Annotated in this window: 17 protein-coding genes; 8 read left to right on the top strand and 9 right to left on the bottom strand. The window is 50.0% G+C overall.

From position 1 onward, the window contains the following. Positions 1–105: 105 nt before the first annotated feature. The 5 genes from IAQ59_RS11170 to cysS form a co-directional block, all read right to left on the bottom strand. Complete coding sequence (locus IAQ59_RS11170) at positions 106–750, bottom strand: fibrobacter succinogenes major paralogous domain-containing protein (RefSeq protein ID WP_209330897.1); 645 nt, start codon at positions 748–750, stop codon at positions 106–108. Between the two features lie 62 nt (positions 751–812). Further along, positions 813–1373 carry a tetratricopeptide repeat protein gene (locus IAQ59_RS11165; protein WP_209330896.1) on the bottom strand — a complete coding sequence of 187 codons (561 nt, stop codon included), beginning with the start codon at positions 1371–1373 and terminating at the stop codon, positions 813–815. 241 nt (positions 1374–1614) lie between these two features. Continuing rightward, a complete protein-coding gene (gene galK, locus IAQ59_RS11160; protein ID WP_209330895.1) occupies positions 1615–2766 on the bottom strand; it encodes a galactokinase in 1152 nt (383 codons plus the stop codon). 26 nt (positions 2767–2792) lie between these two features. Further along, positions 2793–3779: a M28 family peptidase gene (locus IAQ59_RS11155; protein WP_209330894.1), complete on the bottom strand. Its 987-nt coding sequence runs from the start codon at positions 3777–3779 to the stop codon at positions 2793–2795. Next, a complete protein-coding gene (gene cysS / locus IAQ59_RS11150) occupies positions 3769–5262 on the bottom strand; it encodes a cysteine--tRNA ligase (protein WP_209330893.1) in 1494 nt (497 codons plus the stop codon). Before cysS ends, IAQ59_RS11155 begins: the two co-directional genes overlap by 11 nt. Positions 5263–5415: 153 nt before the next feature. Between cysS and IAQ59_RS11145 the strand changes: the two genes are divergently transcribed. The 3 genes from IAQ59_RS11145 (at position 5416) to infB (ending at position 10198) form a co-directional block, all read left to right on the top strand. Then, the gene (locus IAQ59_RS11145; RefSeq protein WP_209330892.1) at positions 5416–5886 is read left to right on the top strand and encodes a ribosome maturation factor RimP; all 471 of its coding nucleotides are present in this window, start codon (positions 5416–5418) and stop codon (positions 5884–5886) included. A 5-nt stretch (positions 5887–5891) separates the two neighbouring features. Then, complete coding sequence (gene nusA / locus IAQ59_RS11140) at positions 5892–7139, top strand: transcription termination factor NusA (protein WP_209330891.1); 1248 nt, start codon at positions 5892–5894, stop codon at positions 7137–7139. A 71-nt stretch (positions 7140–7210) separates the two neighbouring features. Then, the gene (gene infB / locus IAQ59_RS11135; protein ID WP_209330890.1) at positions 7211–10198 is read left to right on the top strand and encodes a translation initiation factor IF-2; all 2988 of its coding nucleotides are present in this window, start codon (positions 7211–7213) and stop codon (positions 10196–10198) included. A 247-nt stretch (positions 10199–10445) separates the two neighbouring features. Here the strand turns inward: infB and IAQ59_RS11130 are convergent, their stop codons facing one another. Beyond that, a complete protein-coding gene (locus tag IAQ59_RS11130) occupies positions 10446–11381 on the bottom strand; it encodes a sugar phosphate isomerase/epimerase family protein (RefSeq protein WP_209330889.1) in 936 nt (311 codons plus the stop codon). A gap of 35 nt (positions 11382–11416) precedes the next feature. Here IAQ59_RS11130 and IAQ59_RS11125 point away from each other — a divergent pair, with 35 nt between their 5' ends. Further along, a complete protein-coding gene (locus tag IAQ59_RS11125; protein WP_209330888.1) occupies positions 11417–12616 on the top strand; it encodes a hypothetical protein in 1200 nt (399 codons plus the stop codon). On the opposite strand, the gene phnW is transcribed toward IAQ59_RS11125, so the two are convergent. Further along, positions 12603–13709 carry a 2-aminoethylphosphonate--pyruvate transaminase gene (gene phnW / locus IAQ59_RS11120; protein WP_209330887.1) on the bottom strand — a complete coding sequence of 369 codons (1107 nt, stop codon included), beginning with the start codon at positions 13707–13709 and terminating at the stop codon, positions 12603–12605. The two genes, IAQ59_RS11125 and phnW, sit on opposite strands and share 14 nt — an antisense overlap. 416 nt (positions 13710–14125) lie before the next feature. Between phnW and IAQ59_RS11115 the strand changes: the two genes are divergently transcribed. After that, positions 14126–14788 carry a sulfotransferase family 2 domain-containing protein gene (locus IAQ59_RS11115; RefSeq protein WP_209330886.1) on the top strand — a complete coding sequence of 221 codons (663 nt, stop codon included), beginning with the start codon at positions 14126–14128 and terminating at the stop codon, positions 14786–14788. Further along, positions 14778–15296, top strand: a complete 519-nt coding sequence (locus IAQ59_RS11110; protein ID WP_209330885.1) for an aspartyl/asparaginyl beta-hydroxylase domain-containing protein — start codon at positions 14778–14780, stop codon at positions 15294–15296. The genes IAQ59_RS11115 and IAQ59_RS11110 overlap by 11 nt, the downstream gene beginning before the upstream one ends. A 564-nt stretch (positions 15297–15860) precedes the next feature. On the opposite strand, the gene IAQ59_RS11105 is transcribed toward IAQ59_RS11110, so the two are convergent. Beyond that, entirely contained in the window at positions 15861–16079 is a 219-nt protein-coding gene (locus IAQ59_RS11105) for a hypothetical protein (RefSeq protein ID WP_209330884.1), read from the bottom strand. Positions 16080–16198: 119 nt separating this feature from the next. On the opposite strand from IAQ59_RS11105, the gene IAQ59_RS11100 reads away from it, so the two are divergent. Next, positions 16199–17491: a sterol desaturase family protein gene (locus tag IAQ59_RS11100; protein WP_209330883.1), complete on the top strand. Its 1293-nt coding sequence runs from the start codon at positions 16199–16201 to the stop codon at positions 17489–17491. Positions 17492–17495: 4 nt separating this feature from the next. Here the strand turns inward: IAQ59_RS11100 and IAQ59_RS11095 are convergent, their stop codons facing one another. After that, the gene (locus IAQ59_RS11095) at positions 17496–17912 is read right to left on the bottom strand and encodes a GNAT family N-acetyltransferase (protein WP_209330882.1); all 417 of its coding nucleotides are present in this window, start codon (positions 17910–17912) and stop codon (positions 17496–17498) included. A gap of 622 nt (positions 17913–18534) precedes the next feature. On the opposite strand from IAQ59_RS11095, the gene IAQ59_RS11090 reads away from it, so the two are divergent. Further along, on the top strand, positions 18535–19659 hold the full coding sequence (locus tag IAQ59_RS11090; protein WP_209330881.1) for a Gfo/Idh/MocA family protein: 1125 nt from the start codon (positions 18535–18537) through the stop codon (positions 19657–19659). Positions 19660–19943: the final 284 nt, after the last annotated feature.

The raw sequence follows: 19943 nt of genomic DNA, 5'->3' as shown, positions 1-19943 counted from the left end.
TGGGCTGCGAACAGGGCAAAATGGTCGCGTTTTGTCGTAAGTGGCTTTGTCTTGCCACGAATGGATTAGGATAATGGAAAGAAACCCTGCTACCGGCGGGGAAATCTAGTCTTTCACGCACCTACAAGATCCCCCTAGGTTTAAGGATTTTTGCAGGGTGGTCTCTACCTGTGTGCTGTTAAAGTGCAGCCGTACAAAAGCGGCCGAATTGGTGGTCAGCGGTGTAGCGGTCCAATATTCCCCTTCCTGGCCCAGCCTTTCAAACAGGTTCTGTACCAAAGAGCCACCCGGTAGTGCCGAAAACCTGGAGAGGTCGTTTGCGCCGGTGTTTGGTGCGTCCCATCCGGTAGTGGCTTTCAGCGACGCACCGGCCTGCTCCACTCCACCAAAGCGGTCAATGAGTACCTGATATTCTTCCAATGTGGGCAGGTGCCACCCTTCGGGGCAGGCATCGATGGCATCCCACCAATCGTATAAACGGCCGTAGGTGGTGCAGTTTGCAGGATCGTTGTCGTAGCAAGAGCTCAAGGGCGTTTCGTAATTGAGGTTTTCAGCCATCCATGTCTGACTGCCAATGATCACGTATTGGTATTCCTGACCGTCACGATCATCGGTGAAGTTTCCTACCTGATAGGCCGGGGTAGGCCCATCCGATTCACCCGAACAGGATGCAACTAATCCTAGCACTGCTAAAAAAAAATATAATGGGAAGCTCCTGCGAAAGGAGGAATAGGAGTTTGCGATGTTCATGTGAAAGAGCATTTGATTTATACTAGATTTATTTTTGCTTCACAACAACTCTCCCGAGCGGTTCAGGGATCCGTTAGTTCATTTGCCAGTTCTTTTGCACGGGGATGATTGCTTTTTTCCAATGTAGCCTTAGCCGATCGCCGATCGCCTTCCAGTACGAAAGCCAAGCCCAGATTCCAAAGAGCCTTTGGCTGTAAGGAGGATTTGCTGTCTTTTACTACACCTTGAAGGTAGTAAATGGCCGGTTTCGCTTGCTTTAGCGCCAGATGGGAGGTGCCCAGTAAGTACTTCAAGGTGTCGCTGTCCGGATGTTCATCAAGCACCGATCGGGTGAGGGTGATGGCGTCTTCGTATTTTCCGGATTGATAGGCCTCGATGGCCCGTTCAAAAAAGCTACCATACGCTTCGGCGTGATAGCCGGATAGCTCCTGTTCCGGCTCAAAGTACTGTGAAAATAGGTCAGGGACTTGGTACCAAGAGCTCATCAGCCACATCGTATTGATAAATACTACGACGCCCAAAAATAAAATGATCCCTGTTAGAACCCCTTTTGAGGCCCGTCCAAGTAAGGTGATGCGTTTTATGAAGGCTACAACCTTCTCCTTTTTAACTTTTTTTGTCACCGGGCCCCTGATTAATGCCGTGGTTAATGAAATGAGGCGTTGCTTGGTACATGGAGGATATGCGAAAGCTTATGCTTGAAAATTCCTTAAACACATGAAAGATAAACGAAAATTTGCGCGATCCAAAACAAGATACCTCAATTCGCACGATTGGTTTTCAATTGCGCAAAATTCAAACCGCATTTTTGCTCAGATAGTTCCGGTGCGCCACCTACTTCGTCTCCCGGAATGCGTAGTCGGATCAATAAATCCGGCGTGTTCCTTCGGAGATAGTGACCCGATAGGGTTTTAATTGAATCCCAAAGGCCTCCTGATAGGCTTGGGAGATCTCGGCAAGCACGGTATCTACCCGATCGGAGGCGATCAAATTAATGGTGCATCCGCCAAATCCACCCCCCATCATCCTTGCCCCCAGTACTTCGGTGCGATCGATCGTATAGGCCACCAGGAAGTCCAATTCATCGCAGCTTACTTCGTATTGCTGGGACAAACCGCGATGAGATGCATACATCGCTTCGCCAAACGAAGCGAGGTCGCCGGCTTCCAGCGCTTTGCAGCTATTTAGCAACCGCTGATTTTCGGAAATGACATAGTGACAGCGATCGAAGACGACATCGGATAGTTCCTGCCTGACCGATTGCAACATATCCATGGTCACGTCCCGTAGACTACTCACTTCAGGGAAATGGGCACGGACCGTGTCGACACCGGTTTGGCATTCTTCTCTTCGGGTGTTATAGGCGGAGTCTCCAAGGGAATGCGCTACCCTCGTGTCCAAAAGTACCAGTTCATATGCGCCGAGGGATAAGGGGAAATAGGCAAATTCGAGGCTTCGGCAGTCTAGGCGCAGCGCATGGCCACTTCTGCCCATCATGGAGGCAAACATGTCCATGATCCCACATTTTACGCCGGCAAACTCATGCTCTGCTTTTTGAGAGAGGTGGACCAGCTCCAGTTTTGGAATATTTAAGGAAAAGAGTTCTGAAAGGCCCATTCCTACGCCGTTTTCAAGTGCGGCAGAGGAAGATAATCCCGCACCAATGGGTATATCCCCGCCAAATACACAGTCAAATCCTTCGATGGGATAACCTGCCCGCAGCAATTGGGCAGTCACACCCATGATAAAATTGATCCATCCGCTCTCACGGGGTACGAGTTCATTGAGTGAAAAGGAGTCCATGGCCTGGTAATCCAGGCTATACACCCTACAAGAACGCGTGCCGTTTTTGGCAAATCCTAAAAAGATGGCCTTGTCAATGGCCGCCGGCAGGACAAACCCTTCGTTGTAGTCGGTATGTTCTCCGATCAAATTGATTCGGCCCGGCGAGGCTATTACCAGCGGGTCGCCTCCAAAAAGTCGCTTAAATTCATTTTGAACTTGGTTGATGATCATGGTCATTGGGTTTGGAAGGCAGCGGGTTACTCCTGATAAAGTGTAAAGAGCACCGTTTCTCCCACCACTTGCAAGGTTTTTCGATCGATCAGTTCCATGTTATCTGCATGGGTATGGTGATAGTGTCCAAATCCATAGTCGGGACTGTACTCGATGATGTTAATCATGGGGATGTTGGCGTCCTTATTGACAAACAGATGGTCATCAGTGATGGCCTCTGTCTGACGCATGATGAAAAAGTCTCCGTGTCCTAGGTGATGCGCGTAGCTCCACACCTTATCCACGACATTTTTGGCATAGTGGATTGAATACCCTTCTTTATGAAAGCGGGCACCTTTTCCACCTACCATATCCAAGAGAATTCCAAAATAGGCGCTGTAACCGGCTTTATGCGGAGTCTTGGACCAATGCTGGGAGCCCAGGCACCACCAGATTTCATTGGTGTTTCTTCGGCGGGAAAACTCCGGCTCGCCGTCGTCTTCTCCGTCAAAGAGGATGAAGTCAACACCTACACTCGGGGGCAGTTGGGTGAGACTTAGCGTCCGGGCAAGCTCTAAGATGACGCCCACGCCGCTGCCGCCGTCGTTTGCCCCGTCTATGGGTTCGTTTATCCGGTCTGAATCTTTGTCTGCCATACGTCGGGTATCCCAGTGGGCGGCAATCAGGATGCGCTTAGATGCCTGCGGCTGAAAGGAGGCAATGATATTCGTGAGGTTCCAGTCCAGGCCATCGTAGGTTTTGACGGTGAATTCCTGCCTTTCCACAGTTAAGCCAAAGGATTCGAATTTGCCCACCAGCCAGTCGGCGGTTTGTGCATGGCCCGGCGTATTGGGTACCCGGGGCCCAAATTCCACTTGCTTTTGAATATACGCATAGGCGGAATCCGCAAAGAAATCCGGAATGGATTCGTTATAGGTAGCCGCAGCTGTTTCGATCGACTCCCGGTTGGCAGATTTTTCGCAGGCTACTAATAAGAGCAGCAGGACTATAAGAGTCCATCCTCTATTCTTCATAAGCCCAGTCAATTTTGTTTTTCATGTCTTTTACGATGATGCCCAGGCTCTTCAGATTTGCCCTGATTTCATCCACCCTGCGATAGTCTCTTTGTACTTTTGCTTCCTGATAAAGGTCCAGCAGTAATTTGAGGAGCTGTTCCTGTGCGTCCATCTTTTCTTCCACCAGACCCAGGATTTCCGTCACAAAGGAACGGAAAGTGGAGATCATTTGATCGAACACCTCCTTGCCAAAAACGGACGGAGAGAGCTGTCCGGTATACATGCTGTTGATTTTTTTCAGGAGGTTAAAAAGGTGGCCTATCGCCTGTGCGGTATTGAAATCGTCATCCATGGCGGCATAAGCCGCTTGGATACTTTTCTTCGCCTGCTCGATTTGATTTTCATCGATGGATACACCTGATTCCTCTGTGTAGGTCAACATGCCCGAAATACGGAATCCATTGATGAGCTTCTTGTAACCTTTCTGCGCCGCTTGCAGGGCTTGGTTGGAAAAATCCAGCGTAGACCGGTAATGGGCGGTCAGAATAAAATACCGGATGGTCATGGGGCTGTAGGCCTGCTCCAGCACCGGATGATCCCCTTGGAAGAGCTGCTGCAGGGTAATGAAGTTACCAAGGGACTTGCCCATTTTTTGTCCATTGATGGTAATCATGTTGTTGTGCAGCCAATACTTGGCAGGATCCTGATGGTTGCAGGCATTGCCCTGTGCAATCTCGCACTCGTGATGGGGAAACATCAAGTCCATGCCCCCTCCGTGTATGTCAAAATGCTGGCCCAGGTATTTGCTGGACATGGCCGTACATTCCAAATGCCAACCGGGAAAGCCCAAGCTCCAGGGAGAAGGCCATTTCATGAGGTGTTCAGGTGCTGCTTTTTTCCAAAGGGCAAAGTCTAAGGCGTTTCGTTTCTCTGACTGACCGTCCAAGTCCCTGCTGCCGCTGACAAGCTCTTCGATTACGCGCCCGGAAAGGCGTCCGTATTTTGTGCCTTCGTTGTACTTTAACACGTCGAAGTAGACGCTGCCGTTTTCTTCGTAAGCCAGCCCTTGGCTTAAGATGTCTTCCACGAGTTGGATTTGCTCGGGAATATGGCCCGTGGCGCGGGGTTCTATGCTCGGTTTCCGCGTATTTAGTAACTCCATGTCCCGGTGGTAGGACTCCGCATAATGCTGTACTACCTCCATGGGTTCCAGTTGTTCCAGTTTGGCTTTTTTGGCGATTTTATCCTCTCCATCATCCGAATCCGCTTCCAGATGGCCTACGTCGGTGATGTTTCGAACGTAGCGTACTTTGTAACCCAAAAATGTAAGGTATCGGTATACCACATCAAAGGACACGGCGGCACGGGCATGGCCCAGGTGTGCATCGCCATATACGGTGGGTCCACAGACATACATTCCCACACGGGGCGGGCTGAGCGGTTCAAATTTTTCTTTTTGGCGGGTGAGTGTGTTGAATAGTTTGAGGTCGTGTAATCGCATTCCGCAAATTTATCAAACTTTCAATACTTTTTTTAGGAAAATAATTTTATTACCTTTGTATCGTATATGACATTAAGCCAAGAGGGGACGCAGCGTCCCCTCTTTCGTTTAGGACTTGAAAACAGATAAGGGGCACTCTCTGAGGGATTAAAAATGGAATTGGAACAGACTATTGCTGAGATTGTAGAAAAGCATTTGCCGGATGATTCCCATTTTGTGGTAGAAGTAAAAGTGAACCAAGTGGGATACAAGAAGGTGCTGAACATTCTGATTGATGCAGATCAGGGGTTAAACATCGACAGTTGTGCCAAGGTAAGCCGGCAGGTTTCGGACGAAATCGAAGCAAAGGAGCTGATTGCAGACGCCTACACGATTGAAGTTTCCTCTCCGGGCGTGGATTACCCACTTAGCTCCAGAAGGCAGTACAGTAAAAACCAGGGAAGAAACCTGAAGGTGCATCGAGATTCTGGCGAGGTTTTGGAGGGAGTACTGAAGGAAGTGGGTCAGATCGGTATTGTATTGGTCGTCAAGCGGAAGGAAAAAGGTAAAAAGGCAACGGAAGAGGAGGTTTCCATCTCCTTTGATCAGATAAAAAAGTCAACAGTATTGGTTTCTTTTAAATAAAAACAATGGATGCTAAAGTTTTAATTGAGTCGTTTGCGGAGTTTGCAAGGTCCAAAAACGTGGACCGACCCACCATGATCCGGATTTTAGAGGACGTATTCAGGGCCATGATTCGGAAGAAGTACGAGACAGACGAAAACTTTGACGTCATCATCAACGCAGACAAAGGTGATTTGGAGATTGTTCGGATCCGTGAAATTGTCGATGACGATTCGGAAGATATCTGGGATTACGATAAAATCAGCCTTTCGGAAGCCAGAAAAATAGAGCCCGATTTTGAGATCGGAGAAGAAACCTACGAGCGGATTGAACTGGAAGACTTTGGACGCAGGGCGGTAATGATGGCTCGGCAAACGCTGATTCAGCGCATAAAGGATTTGGAAAAAGACATCCTTTTCCAGCATTATGAGGAGTTGGCGGGAGAGATTATCAATGCGGAAGTATATCAGATACTCGGCAGGGAGACCTTGCTGATGGATGGAGAGGGCAACGAGCTGATCCTGCCCAAGGGCGAGCAGATTCCCAAAGACCGGTTCCGAAAAGGAGACATGGTTCGCGCGATTGTGCACAAAGTGGAAATGATCAACGGCAACCCGCGCATCATCCTTTCTAGGACCTCACCGATCTTTTTGGAGCGTCTCTTTGAAAATGAGGTGCCGGAAGTGTACGATGGGCTGATCACCATCAAAAAGATCGTTCGCGAACCCGGAGAGCGTGCCAAGGTAGCCGTGGAGTCCTATGACGACCGCATCGACCCGGTAGGTGCCTGTGTGGGGATGAAGGGAAGCAGGATTCATGCCGTAGTGAGGGAGTTGCAAAATGAGAACATCGATGTAATCAACTATACCGAGAACTTGGACTTGTATGTGACACGGGCATTGAGTCCAGCCAAGGTATCGTCCATTCAGGTAGATGAAGAGCGAAAGCGTATCTCCGTATTTCTGAAGCCTGACCAAGTATCATTGGCCATCGGAAAGGGGGGATTCAACATCCGGCTTGCCAGCAGACTGGTTGGTTACGAGATTGATGTGTTTAGAGAGCTGTCGGACTTTGAGGAGGAGGAAGACGTGGACTTGTCCGAGTTTTCTGATGAAATCGAAGAGTGGGTTATTTTGGAATTCAAGAAGACAGGCTTAGACACTGCTAAGAGTGTGTTGGCGCTGACCAAAGAAGACTTGATCCGAAGAACCGAGCTGGAAGAAGAGACGATCGACGAGGTCTTCCGGATATTAAAACAAGAATTTGAGCAATAAAATCCCATAGAATATTCGCTTTCGGGGTTATATTTGCAGAACATTAAAATTATTAGGAATAGGTTTAGCGTATGTCAGAAGAAAAAATGATGCGATTGGGCCAAGTTGCCAGAAAACTCAACGTGGGTATTTCGACCATCGTGGAGTCTATGGCAAAAAAAGGCTTTGAGGTAGAAGGGAATCCAAACTCCAAAATTAGCTTGGAGCATTTCAATATGCTCGCCAAGGAGTTCAAGTCCTCTGCCCAAGATAAAGAGGAGGCCGCTCATCTATCTATTGGTAAACGCCACGGAGAGAATATCGTGATCAAGGCCGAATCTGAGCTTGAGCCCGAAACCCCCAAGAAGCAGGAGTTGCCTGACAAGCCGGTTGAAAAGGTGGAAAAACAGCCTGAACCGGCCCAGCCTATTGCCAGTAAGGAAGATGCAGCGAAAGTTCCTACCGATGCCCCCAAATTGCCGGGCATCAAAGTGGTTGGGAAGATTGATTTAGATGCGAAGAAGCCGACTGAAAAGCCGAAGGTCGAAAGCGCCCCAGCTCCTTCTGCCCCAGTGGCACCGAAGGTTGAAGCGCCAGAACCTAAAGTGGAAGCACCAAGTGCACCTAAGGTAGCATCAGCACCGGCCAAGCCCGAACCGCCCAAACAGCCCGAACCCCCAAAAGCCGCTCCGGTAGCGCCGCCTGCTGCGGAAAAACCCGCAGCTCCAACACCCGCGGAAAAATCAGCGCCGGAACCCAAGGAAACGCCAGCCACTCCAAAAGAATCTCCAGTCCAACAGGCGGAGCAGCCCTCTGATGGAGAATCGAATACCCCTGTGAATCCATCAGAGAAAGCAAACAAAACAGAAGAGGTGATCTCGGCAAAGGCCGATTCCCTGAAGGGACTGACCGTATTGGGCAAGATTGAATTGCCCGTCGATAAGCCGAAGAAAAAGTCCAAGCCCGTGGCGTCCTCTGACGAACGGGGATCAAAGGACAAGAAGAAGCGCCCCAGAAAACGCATCGATCAGCGGCAAAAGCCCGGCGAGGCCGCGGCTCCAGGTGATGCTTCGCAAGCAAGAGGTGCCGCAGGTGCCAGGAAGCCCTCCCAAGGCGGCAATCGAGGGCCTGCGAATCGTCCCGCGCCACGAGGTGCGGCCGGTGCCAGCAGATTCCAAAAGGCAGAACCTACCCAAAAGGAAATCCAAGAGCAGATCAAGCAAACGCTTGCCCGCCTACAAGGAGGATCCAAAGGTGGCGGCAAAGGTAAAAACCGGCGGGATAAGCGCATGGAGCGCAATAAGGAGGTAGAGGAATATATAGAGGATTCACGTATACTAAAAGTCACGGAGTTTATCTCTGCAAACGACCTTGCATCCCTTATGGACGTGTCGGTCAACGAAGTGATCTCCGTCTGCATGTCCCTAGGTATGTTCGTATCCATCAATCAGCGTTTGGATGCGGAAGCTATCACTATCATTGCAGATGAATTTAACTACGACGTGGAGTTCACCAAAGCAGACGAGGAAGAAAATGTCATCGTGGCTCAGGATTCTCCCGAGGAACTCGAAGAGCGAGCACCCATTGTAACCATCATGGGGCACGTAGACCACGGAAAAACATCCCTTCTTGATTACATCCGAAGGGCCAAGGTAACCCATGGGGAGGCCGGAGGTATCACGCAGCACATCGGGGCATACGATGTGATGACCAACACAGGACATAAAATTGCGTTTTTGGATACACCGGGTCACGAAGCCTTTACGGCCATGCGGGCCAGGGGTGCCAAGATCACCGACGTAGCCATCATCGTCATTGCCGCGGACGACAACGTGATGCCGCAGACCAAGGAGGCGATCAACCACGCACAGGTTGCCGGCGTACCGATGATCTTTGCCATCAACAAAGTGGATAAGCCAAACGCTAACCCCAACAAAATAAAAGAGGAGTTGGCCAATATGAACCTGTTGGTGGAAGATTGGGGTGGTAAGTACCAATCCCAGGAAATCTCGGCCAAGACCGGTTTGGGCATTGATGAGCTGCTGGAAAAAGTGCTACTGGAAGCAGAAATCTTGGAGCTTAAAGCCAATCCAGATAAAAATGCCGTGGGTACAGTCGTGGAGGCTTCCCTCGATAAGGGACGAGGCTATGTATCCACCATCATGGTACAAGCAGGTACCCTCAAGGTGGGGGATGTGATCCTTGCAGGCCAGCATTACGGCCGTGTGAAGGCCATGTTTGACCATTTGGGCAAAAAGGTGGAGGCCGCAGGTCCATCTACCCCGGTGCAGGTACTTGGCCTGAGCGGAGCACCACAGGCAGGTGACATCTTTAAGGTGTATGATACCGAGCGTGAAGCCAGGGAAATCGCCAACTCTAGGGAACAGATACAGCGGGAGCAAAGCCTTCGCACTAAAAAGCACATCACGCTGGATGAAATCGGTAGACGACTGGCCATCGGAAGCTTTAAGGAGCTTAACATCATCATCAAGGGTGACGTGGACGGATCGGTGGAAGCCCTTTCGGACTCTTTGCTCAAGCTTTCCAAAGACGAGGTAAGTGTGAACATCATCCATCAAGGGGTTGGTCAAATTTCCGAGTCGGATGTACTCCTCGCTTCTGCTTCGGACGCCATCATCCTCGGCTTCCAAGTGCGGCCATCAGCGAATGCAAAGAAACTTGCCGAGCAGGAAGAGATCGAGATCCGACACTATTCGGTTATTTACGACGCCATCAATCAGATCAAGGATGCCATTGAAGGTATGTTGGAGCCTGAGTTTGAAGAAGTGATCACCGGAAATATTGAGGTTCGTGAGGTATTCAAAATCTCCAAAATCGGTACAGTGGCAGGTTGTTATGTCACCAACGGGGTGATGAACCGAAAAAATAAGATCCGCGTGATTCGGGATGGAATCGTAATCCACGATGGAGATATCGATCAGTTGAAGCGATTTAAGGACGATGTTTCCGAAGTAAGGTCCGGCTATGAATGCGGGGTTTCCATCAAAGGGTTTAACGACATACAGGTCGGTGATACCTTTGAAGGCTACAAAATGGAAGAAATCAAGCGCAAGAAATAAATCACCTAGCAAAAGGCAGCCGCAAGCTGCCTTTTGTCTTTTCAGGCACCATGGTAACGGCGTATTATTTTATACTGACCCTGGCGATAATCTCGTTGTTGTCCCTGATAGCCGGGATGATTCGACCGGTGACAGTGCTTTGGTTTCGCTCGGTAGTTAACCGATTCGGTGTATGGCGTTATTACGGTACAGCCACGCTGTTTTTGTTTTGCCTTGCGGCGTTGCTAAAGGTCCTGTTTCTGGAAAATTAGAGCTGAATGCCTACTTTTTTACCCTCCGCCCGAATATGCGTTGCTGCAAGGTCGTACTCCATTTCCGAACTCAAGTGTTCCATCATTAGGGGGATTTCAGGGATTTTGGCGAGTTCTGTCAAAAATACTTGGTAGTCTAATACGCCCATCCCGGGCCGGACCTCTGTGAACTGGGGCATGTAGTAATCTTCCTTAATAACGATATCTTTGCCATGGCAACTTCGGATATGGGGCCCCAGCCGTCGGAAACAATCCCGTATCAGATCGGCATTCCGGTAGAAGAGGGTGGGCGTGGTGATTAGGTTCATCGGATCCATGTGCACGCCAAAATGTGGATGGGCAATGGCTTTGATCAGTTGCAGGTAGGAATCCACGCTGTCCGGATAGGTCCAGGGCATGGGTTCCAGCACAAAGTAGGTGCGCTTGGGGTTGACGTCCGAGAGGATTTTGCGGGTTACTTCCACGATCTGCTCAAACGTCTCTGAAGTTAGGTTATCGGCGTGGGGTCCTGCCCAGTGTACCGGGTTTTTGGAACCACTGATGTTTACGCAGCAGTTGGCACCGATCTCATCGGCCAAAGCCAGGGAATCCACGCATTTCTGGTAGGCTGCCTTTGCCATTTCGGCATCAGGACTAATGGGGTTGCTCCAGGCGCCCACTTCCGCGATGACGATGTCTGCCTGCTTTGCCGCAGCTTCATAGGCCCTTATTTCCTCTGTTTTGGCACCCAGCCCCACCGGGCAATAGGCAGCCCGGTATCCCTTGGCTTTGACCGCCTGTACCCACGCCTCGGGGTCGGTGTATTTGTGGTATATGGGTCCGCCTAATCGCAGGTGGGTATAGCTACCTTGGGCGAATGCAGGGAGATGCGGTGCGAAAGCCAATGACAGCGAGGCCATTACCGCCTTTTTCTGAAAGTTCCTTCGGTTCATAATCGCAGGTTTTTTCCTAAATATAGCGTTAATCAGTGAAACTTTGTGCCGGGAAGCTGAACGGTATACCTTTGCTTAAAGCAAATCCCCACGGAGGGCAACTTGCGTATTGGAAACAACCCTATGGTGCACTTAGAATGAACGAGGACAAAAAACAACAGCTGCTGGATGATTTGCAACGATGCGACAACCCCTACCTATTGAGTCAGGTGGCGCATCTGATAGATCGGGTCAAGGCGTTGCAGCCGTTGACTGATCTGATGGAAAAGTACCCCTTTCTGTTGGAAAAAGGGGATGAGGCTGACTTGACATTGCATTTGCACCTGCAGCCTTCGGTAAATTCAGCTTTAGCGGCGTACGAGCACTTCGCAAAGCCGATACGTACCATACTGGCATTTGCCCTATTGGTCGTGGCCGCTTCTATTGTCAACGTATTGTCCCATGAAGGTGAAAACGTCTCCCGCATACTCTTCCAATCCACCATGGCCAAGCTGTATGGTTGGGGTTGGGGGATCTTTGCGGCGGAGTTCTTGGCGGTCCTCTGGTTAAGAAAAGGAGAAAAAATAGCTAATTCTGTCTACTGGGGCTTGGTTGTTCCGCCATTGCATTTCGCTAGCCCCCATATGTTGGATCCTGAATTGATGTGGCTTCCCGGCTTCGGATGGTGCCGGAGAAACGAGGGCTTGTTTCGTCTATTGCGGAGCAAATTTTCAATACCCATGATCGTGATCGCCATGTTGATTATTCCCGTACTGCTGATCGAGTGGAAATACTACGAAGAGGTGCAGCGGCTGCTACAAGCTGACCTCACGTTACTTCTCGATCTCACGCAAGCCTTAATATGGCTTGCTTTTGCTTTCGAATTTATATTGATGGCGGGCATCAGCAAGGATCGGATCAGCTATGCCAAGGAACATTGGGTAGACCTGCTGATCGTACTGCTTCCCTTTATCGCCTTTGTGCGCACCATGCGGATCATCAAGGTGGCCCGGCTGTCGCAGGTGGCCCGGGGCTATAAGCTGCGGGGCCTCCTGCTGAAAGCAAGGCAGGGGGCATTGTTCGCAGGGTTGCTGTTCAAGGCCCTGTCCCTAAGACCGGAGTTTGGGTTGAGAGGTATTCAAAAGAAACTTCACAAAAACCGGCAGCAACGCGAACGCCTGGAGGAGGAACTCTTGCAGTACGCGAGGATCCTCGATAAAGTGGAGGGAAAATCCCGCCGACCTACCAAAACCTGATCTTTTGGAGCGCGGCACCCAGCCGTTCGAAATCCTCCGGAAACACATGCCCGATATGGCCGATCCGGAACGTAGCCGCATGGGAGACCTTGCCCGGATAAATGACAAATCCCTCTGCTTTCAGCCTATTGTAGAGTTTTCCAAAACCAAAAGACGAGCTTTCTGGCTCCACAAAAGCCGTGATGATCGGGGATCGGTCTTCTTCCTGCAAAAACGGCCGTACATCCACCGCGGCCATACCCTTGATCAGGCTGTGGTGATTTGCCCAGTAGCGCTCGTGTCGTGCAGCAATGCCCCCTTCTTCGTACAGCTCTGTGATGGCCTGTAAGAAAGCCCTTACCGTGTGGGTAGGGGAGGTAAAGCGCCATTTACCCTTGTCCTGCTCCATGGCATCCCACTGATCGTACAGGTCCAAGGAGTGGCTTCTGGAATTGCCTTTGCAGCTTTCCAACACCTCTTTTCGGGCGATCACAAAGCCAAATCCCGGTACACCCTGAATGCACTTATTGGCACTGCTGATCAGCAAATCCACCTTGGGAGCAGTAATGTCCAAGGGAATACCGCCAAAGCTACTCATGGCATCCAGTATAAAAATCTTGCCATACTTCTCTGCCAACCGCGCATGGGGTTCGTAGCGGTTGAGCATTCCGGTGGTGGTTTCGCTGTGCACCATGCCTATGTGGGTGATTGTGGGGTCTGTTTGCAGGATTTCCTCTACCTGATCGGGATCCGGCTGTTGGCCTTCCTCCCAAGAAAGTACTCGGTGCGATATGCCGATCATTTGCACGATTTTCCCCATGCGCTTGCCGTAGGCGCCGTTGGAGAGCACGAGGATCTTGCTGTCCGGCTTGAGGCAGGTCCACATCACCGACTCCACCGCAAAGGTGCCGCTCCCCTGCATCAGCACGGTGGTGTATTGATCGCCACCACCGCTAAGGGCCAGCAGCTCCTCGCGGATTTTCTGGACAATCTGTTTGTAATCGTCGTCCCAAGTGCACCAGTCGCGCGTCATGGCACCGCGCACGGTCTTGCTGGTACTTAGGGGACCTGGTGTGAGAAGGAGGTAGGGATTTTCGGGTATCTGAGGGATCATGGTGGGGTGTAGTAGGGGTTGATGTAAAAACTCCGGCCCGGGTTCCGGAAATGCACACGCAGGATTATCGTCTTGCCAATCGCATTTTCGGAATTTCCGGCAGGCCGACCAAAGATACATGGAATGATAAAAATTCCTTATCTGGTCGGTGAAATTATCTTTACCGGTCTATTCGGGGTAAGTCCGTCAGTGTTTCAATCGGTCAAAAAATAGCAGCATATCTTTTTTTTACCGCCAAAAGAATTTATCTTACTCGACCGTTTTAAGCGGAAACACTTGGCAAATTTTTCTTTAAACAGTAACAGAAAAAAAAATGAAAAAGCAGTGGATTGAACCGAAACTCGTCGGAATAGTAGTTCAAGGGGGTGGTAGCCCAAGTACAAATGAAACTGGTGGGTACTTCCCAGTGAGTTAGTTTGATCATCGATACCCTCCGATTGATCGTATTGTCTCCCTCCAAAACAGGTTCTTCTTCCTTGAGAAGTCTGTTTTTAGGAGAAAAATGGCTTCCAAGGCCGGGGTTTCGAAATCTTCCCTATCCGCACTACCACCTCACGTTATCAGAGTTGATGTATGTGCATGGACTTTCAGCGGAAAATCTCACTTCCTACCGGACCATTCAGGTGGTCAGGGATCCGTTTGCCCGGTTTGTTTCGGCTTGGAGGCATCAGGAGCGGATACTGGGAGAGAAAATTGACCTGCAAGTGCTTTTGGAAAAACTTAAACGCTATAAAAGTTTGCTTCCGCACAGCTGGGAGGAGTTTTACCTAAAGTTCTACGACGATCCTGATCACCGAAAAAGATCCTTTGCCCGCGGAAACTGGGGAGGATTGCGGTTTTACATGGATCAGGTGGATTGGAATGATGTGGATCAGCCCGTTCAATATTTTAAGCTGGAGGAATTGAGCGCCGACATGTCCAAGCTGTCGGAATTATTGGGACTATCCTTGCCGCCATTGCCAGTCAAGAATAAGGGGGATTATTCAGGAACAACAAACGATTTGTTAACGCTTGAAGAGCGAGCGCAAATACACAAGCTATTCGAAAGGGATTTCAGCACATTTGGGTATGGATTTTAACTTTAGATTTCTGGGAAATATTGCAGTGGATGGTTTTCGGTCTAAACTGGACACCTTGGATTGGCATTATTTTACGCACAGACAGCAAGCCCACAAAGTTCACCGGGAAACTCTCACCGTGCCGCTGTTATTTGATCAGGGATTTTCAAAAATTGGTTTTTTCAAGGATTTTGGTCCGTTTATGAAGGAGTTGGAACCTCTAAAGAAGGTATTATCGGATACCCTCGGAAACGGGGTTTTTCAATCCGCTCTTTTGGTCAATTTGCCTGCCGGCAAGGAGGTACTGCGGCATGTGGATCAGGGGGAAGGCTTTAAGGCATTTAGCAGGATACACGTACCCCTGCGAACGAACGAGAACTGTTTTTTTGAGGTGGATGGGGAGGTGATACAGATGAAGGCAGGCGAAGTGTGGGAAATCAATAATTCCGAAAAGGCCCATGCGGTTCAAAATCTAGGCGACACCGACCGCATTCATTTGTTGATTGATTGGAAGGTGAATAAGGGCTAGGGCGTAGATTTCCGGCGGTTCGCCCTGGTACGTAAACGTTGATTTCGGATAGCTCGGCATTGGACCCCTCGGTATCCAGGCTAAAAAAATCCGGAATGGCTTGCTTTTTTCAGATAGTATTTTTTCTTTCGCAGAAATAAGATAAATGCGATTCTTTCACCAAAAAAACAGCTAATCATGGAAAACGAAAAAAAACAATGGATTGAACCGGAAATAAAGCAAATGGTCGTTAATGGTGGACCCTTCACCTTTACTGCTGAGAACTATGCTGGTGTACATCCTGATTCTTGACATTTGATCCCCTCCGATTAATTGTATTATTGCCCTCCAAAACAGGCTCCTCCTAGGTGAGAAGCCTGTATTTGTTTGTATACCCATACCTGGCTTGGATGTCGGCAACTCGCTAACGATTGCCCCAGAATCCGACGTGGAGGTTTTTTAGGCAGCGTCGTGCCGTAAACTTGGTACAGTATCCGTAGGCTAGGGGTGGTTTCATCTGTTTATTCTTGTGAATATCCCAAAAGGGTCCCCTTCTGCATTGCCACATTTAGGGCATGAGGTAGCCTAGGCGGCCTTTTCCAACATGCTCTTGATTTCCAGCCCAGCCGCGCGGTTTTGGGATCCCGACGGGATCGAATGTGTATAGCAGGAGGCAGACATGGAAAGTGTACGACCCCATTCGGGGTCGAATAGGATGAGGTGATACCTTATTCTTTTTACCCCTACTTGCTGCGCGATGTTACCGATTGGAGGCACACCCTGCCGGTGGTTCTCATCTGCCACGGGAGACAAATAGGTATGCGAAGGAAGGGACAAGGACCCGGTAGCGGAATCCCACGCGTGTTTGTTGTTTCCAATCCGGAATTTTTCCTATATTTCTTTTCTGAAAACCCTCTACGGATATGGAACTGTATGCCAAAGTGCTCAACTATACCATGCCGGTCTTTCTCCTCCTGATTTTGGGGGAGCAGCTCGCCGCCCGGCGTATGGGCAAGCAGGTAAACCGCAGCCTCGACAGTGTGTCCAGCATCAGCTCGGGCATGACCAATGTGATCAAAAACGTGCTAGGCCTGACCATTTCCCTGCTGACCTACGATTGGATGTTGTCCCATCTGGCGATTTTTCAGATCGAATCCACTTGGGTCACCTACCTGGTCACGTTTTTGGTCATCGATTTCAAAGGCTACTGGGTGCATCGCTGGGAGCACCGGATCAACCTACTGTGGAACCGGCACGTGATCCACCACAGCAGCGAGGAGTTTAACCTAAGCTGCGCCCTGCGGCAGACCGTTTCCACCGTGTTTGATTACTTTGCTTTTTTGTTGTTGCCCGCAGCCCTACTCGGTATCCCGGTGGAAGTGATCGCTATAGTGGCACCACTTCACCTGTTTCTTCAATTTTGGTACCATACCCGGCTGATCGGTCGGATGGGTTTTTTGGAACACATCATTGTAACGCCCTCCCACCACCGCGTTCACCATGCCATCAACCCCATCTACATGGACCGGAATTTTGGCCAGATATTCATCGTGTGGGACAAGTGGTTTGGTACATTTCAGGAGGAACTACAGGAGGTTCCCTGTGTCTACGGAATTACCCGGCCCGCCCGAACATGGAATCCGATCAAGATCAATTTTCAGCATTTCTGGCTCCTGCTTCGGGATGCTTACCACACCCGGAGCTGGCGGGACAAGGCGCGCATCTGGTTTATGCCCACCGGCTGGAGACCTGCGGACGTAAAAGCGCACTACCCGGTGTATGCGATAGAGAGCCCCGAGACCTACCAAAAGTTCGATACGCCCAGCTCTCCGGCCTTCAGCCTTTGGGCCTGGACGCAGCTTATGGTAAGTTACGGCTTGCTGATTTACCTCTTTGCCTATATTGGCAGTATCGGGTTTGCGATGGCCGCGCTCTATGGCGGATTTCTTGTCCTTTCCATCTATGCCTATACCGAACTGATGGACCGCAATCCCCTCGCTTGGACTTTTGAGCTGACAAAGTCGGTCCTCGGTTTAGCCATTATTTTTTGGTTGGACGATTGGTTCGGAGCCTCCCAACACGTTGGTACCTGGGTAACGCCGCTAGTTGCCGGCTACCAGGTGCTGTCGGTACTGGTGGTGGTCTATTTTTCGGCTAGCTTCCGTAAGGATCAGGCACCCCAACAGGCACCCGCCAAAAGCGCCGCCGTAGGGTAGGTGCCTAGCGCAGTGTGTTGACGTCTTCTAGGATATAGCAGTTTTCGTGGCGTTGCATGCCGATTTTGGGGTAATAGCCTACCGCCTTGGGGGCAGCAATCAGGATCAGCTTTGCCAAGGGTGCAGCCTCTTTGGTGTGGCGGATGAGTTCCTTTCCAATGCCCTGCTTCTGGTAGCGCTCGTCCACAGCGAGGTCAGATAGATAAGTGCAAAACGAAAAGTCGCTCAGCGCCCGGGATATGCCCACGAGCAGGTCACCGTCCCGTGCGGTAACGATCAGGTTGGCGTGCTGTAGCATGGATTGGAGCCGCGGAGTGTCTTCGACGGGGCGCCGTTCGCCTAGTGTGGATCGCTGAAGCAAGGAGGCGAATTCTCCCACGCTGAGGTTGTGTTCTGTTTGGTACCGGATAGGGTTTGTCATGTGCTGGTCTAAGGTGTAGACGAAGGTACTAATTTGAATAGCAACGTGTTTTGAAGAACTAAGAAAAATTATACAAAAATCGAGCTCTCCGAACTTAGTTCAGTACACGGTTTCAGTCAAAGCAAACAGAAAAACGGTCGCACTAATGGATATTCCCCAAGAGGATATCGCCATCTCCGACAAAACTTTCAAAGCAGCAGAAATAATTACGCCTATCGATGAAAGTAACAATATATAAAGTGTTCTCTTCATAACCGTTTGACCAATTAAATTGCCCTTGCTACACAGGTTCTTTAATATCGACGCTCGCTTTCACCTAGTCGATGTTGGGGCGCGAACGTTAATATAGCCTTTTTAAAGCGTAAATTATCATATAACTATTCGTTAGTTTAAACATAATATGTAATTTACAAAGAATAAAAATCCTAACAACCTAACTTCCTAGGTATGCGACTGTTCTTTAGTCGCTACCGCGGATAATAGTTGATAAGTTGATTTTAAGCGTAAGGTAAGTTCATCAATTGGTGAAAAAACAGTATCTTTCCGGTACATCTGCCTGCGGTAAAAAACAATATTATTCAATCACCGTAATACTTCACAAACCAAAAAACCGAATAAACCTATGAAATCCAGAAGAGACTTTTTACAAAAGCTTACCCTCTCGGCAGTTTCCCTGCCATTTGTTTCCTCCCTTCAGGCGAAGGATTTTGCCTCCGTATCTACTACCGTGCCTTATCAGGGGCCCGTACTTCGGGTAGCTATTATGGGCTTGGGCAGCTACGGCACCCGGGTGGCGGAAGCCATGAAGGACTGCAAAAAAGCCAAACTGGTAGGTGTCATCAGCGGTACTCCATCCAAGGTGACCGAATGGCAAGCCAAGTATACTATCCCGGCCAAAAACTGCTACAACTACGAAAACTTCGACGCCATCAAGGACAACCCGGATATCGATGCCGTCTACATCATCACGCCCAATTCCCTGCACAAGGATCAGACGATCCGCGTAGCCCGGGCCGGAAAGCACGTGATCTGTGAGAAGCCCATGGGGCTAAATGAAAAGGAAGGCAGGGAGATGGTAGCCGAATGCAAGAAGGCAAACGTACACCTGCTGGTGGGGTACCGCATGCACTTTGAAGGAAATACCCTGGAGGTGATCCGGATGCGGCAGGAAGGCGAACTGGGCAAGATCATGTTCTTTCAGGGTCTAAGTGGCTTTCGCATAGGAGATCCCACCCAGTGGCGGTTAAACCGCGCATTGGCCGGAGGTGGTGCCATGATGGATATCGGAATCTATTCGGTGAACGGTGCCCGCTACATGGTAGGCGAGGAGCCCATCTGGGTGACGGCCCAAGAGACCAAAACCGATCCCGTAAAGTTCAAGCCCGGGGTGGATGAAACCATCCAGTTTCAGTTTGGATTTCCCAGCGGGGCCGTGGCTTCCTGCCTATCTACCTACAATATGAACGGACTGGATAAATTTTACCTCAATGGAGAAAAAGGTTTTGCCGAGATGCAGCCTTCCACCGGCTATGGGCCTATCAAAGGGAGAACCCATAAGGGACCATTGGACAAGCCGCACATTACCCATCAGACGGTGCAGATGGATGAGATGTCCGATATCATCTTGTCCGGTAAAAAACCGGTGGTTCCCGTGGATGGAGAGGAAGGTCTGAAGGACCTGATCATCATCGATGCCATCTACAAGGCCGTGAAGACGGGGAAGAAAGTGGCGCTCAACTTGACCTAAGCAGAAGGGTCTCCAAAAAAATGTCAGGCCGGCCAAGGGATCTTCTCAGCCGGCCTTGTTCTTACGCCTGCGCTCTGTAGATTTTCCAAAGCAGGGGTGTTGGGGTGATGCCACTGACTGATGATTCCGCGCCTTTGGCGCTTGGTCCGTGTATTCCCATTTCTCCTTGGGCGTTGCCCAAGGATAATGATTTTGCACCGTTGGTGCTTGCAATTAAGTAAGCACCAACGGTGCGACAATCGCTTGGCGTATTCCCATTTTAGGTTTGGCGTTTCCGAAGGCTT

It is taken from the genome of Lunatimonas salinarum, assembly GCF_017811155.1.
Lineage (GTDB): Bacteria > Bacteroidota > Bacteroidia > Cytophagales > Cyclobacteriaceae > Lunatimonas > Lunatimonas salinarum.
Note: the sequence above shows the minus strand (reverse complement) of the source record. Positions and strands in the feature narration are given on the sequence as shown.

Coding starts and splice junctions, on each gene's coding strand:
- IAQ59_RS11170 (WP_209330897.1), bottom strand. CDS start 750: ATGAACATCGCAAACTCCTATTCCTCCTTTCGCAGGAGCTTCCCATTA.
- galK (WP_209330895.1), bottom strand. CDS start 2,766: ATGATCATCAACCAAGTTCAAAATGAATTTAAGCGACTTTTTGGAGGC.
- IAQ59_RS11155 (WP_209330894.1), bottom strand. CDS start 3,779: ATGAAGAATAGAGGATGGACTCTTATAGTCCTGCTGCTCTTATTAGTA.
- cysS (WP_209330893.1), bottom strand. CDS start 5,262: ATGCGATTACACGACCTCAAACTATTCAACACACTCACCCGCCAAAAA.
- IAQ59_RS11145 (WP_209330892.1), top strand. CDS start 5,416: ATGGAATTGGAACAGACTATTGCTGAGATTGTAGAAAAGCATTTGCCG.
- nusA (WP_209330891.1), top strand. CDS start 5,892: ATGGATGCTAAAGTTTTAATTGAGTCGTTTGCGGAGTTTGCAAGGTCC.
- infB (WP_209330890.1), top strand. CDS start 7,211: ATGTCAGAAGAAAAAATGATGCGATTGGGCCAAGTTGCCAGAAAACTC.
- IAQ59_RS11130 (WP_209330889.1), bottom strand. CDS start 11,381: ATGAACCGAAGGAACTTTCAGAAAAAGGCGGTAATGGCCTCGCTGTCA.
- phnW (WP_209330887.1), bottom strand. CDS start 13,709: ATGATCCCTCAGATACCCGAAAATCCCTACCTCCTTCTCACACCAGGT.
- IAQ59_RS11110 (WP_209330885.1), top strand. CDS start 14,778: ATGGATTTTAACTTTAGATTTCTGGGAAATATTGCAGTGGATGGTTTT.
- IAQ59_RS11100 (WP_209330883.1), top strand. CDS start 16,199: ATGGAACTGTATGCCAAAGTGCTCAACTATACCATGCCGGTCTTTCTC.
- IAQ59_RS11095 (WP_209330882.1), bottom strand. CDS start 17,912: ATGACAAACCCTATCCGGTACCAAACAGAACACAACCTCAGCGTGGGA.
- IAQ59_RS11090 (WP_209330881.1), top strand. CDS start 18,535: ATGAAATCCAGAAGAGACTTTTTACAAAAGCTTACCCTCTCGGCAGTT.